Origin of the sequence: Bradyrhizobium sp. SHOUNA76, from assembly GCF_023006445.1 — a bacterium.
Taxonomy (GTDB): domain Bacteria; phylum Pseudomonadota; class Alphaproteobacteria; order Rhizobiales; family Xanthobacteraceae; genus Bradyrhizobium.
Genome location: NZ_JALBHA010001007.1, coordinates 1 through 842, shown reverse-complemented (window position 1 = coordinate 842; position 842 = coordinate 1). Strand labels below are relative to the sequence as shown.

Here is an 842-nt window from a genome sequence, read left to right as displayed (position 1 = left end):
ATCGAGATTCAGGTGCTGGGCGACAAGCACGGCAACGTGATCTATCTCGGCGAACGCGAATGCTCGATCCAGCGCCGCAACCAGAAGGTCATCGAGGAGGCGCCTTCGCCGTTGCTCGACGAGGCCACCCGTCGCAAGATGGGCGAGCAGGCGGTCGCGCTGGCGAAAGCCGTGAATTACGACTCCGCCGGCACCGTCGAGTTCGTCGCAGGGCAAGACAAGAGCTTCTACTTCCTGGAGATGAACACGCGCCTCCAGGTAGAGCATCCCGTCACCGAGCTCGTCACCGGCATCGACCTCGTGGAGCAGATGATCCGCGTTGCCGCCGGCGAGAAGCTCGCGCTGGCGCAGAAGGACGTCACGCTGACGGGTTGGGCGGTGGAGTCGCGCCTCTATGCCGAGGATCCGTTCCGCAACTTTCTGCCGTCGATCGGGCGTCTGGTAAAATATCGTCCGCCGGCGGAAGCCAGCCAGGACGGTATCACCATCCGCAACGACACCGGCGTGCAGGAGGGCGGCGAGATCTCGATCCATTACGATCCGATGATCGCCAAGCTGGTCACGCATGCGCCCTCGCGCGCGGCTGCGATCGAGGCGCAGGCTACTGCGCTGGATTCGTTTTATGTCGACGGTATCAGGCACAACATCCCGTTCCTGTCGGCGCTGATGCATCATCCGCGCTGGCGTGAGGGCCGGCTCTCCACCGGATTCATCGCCGAGGAATTCCCCAAAGGCTTTGCGGTGCGCGTGCCCGAAGGCGAGGTCGCGCGGCGGATCGCCGCGGTTGGCGCCGCCATCGATCACGTGCTCGGGGAGCGCAAGCGGCAGATCTCGGGCCAGTT

1 pseudogene is annotated in these 842 nt (G+C 64.5%); it reads left to right on the top strand.

The features are described from left to right. A pseudogene (locus MOV74_RS39315) lies at positions 1-842 on the top strand (acetyl/propionyl-CoA carboxylase subunit alpha); the annotation flags it as partial.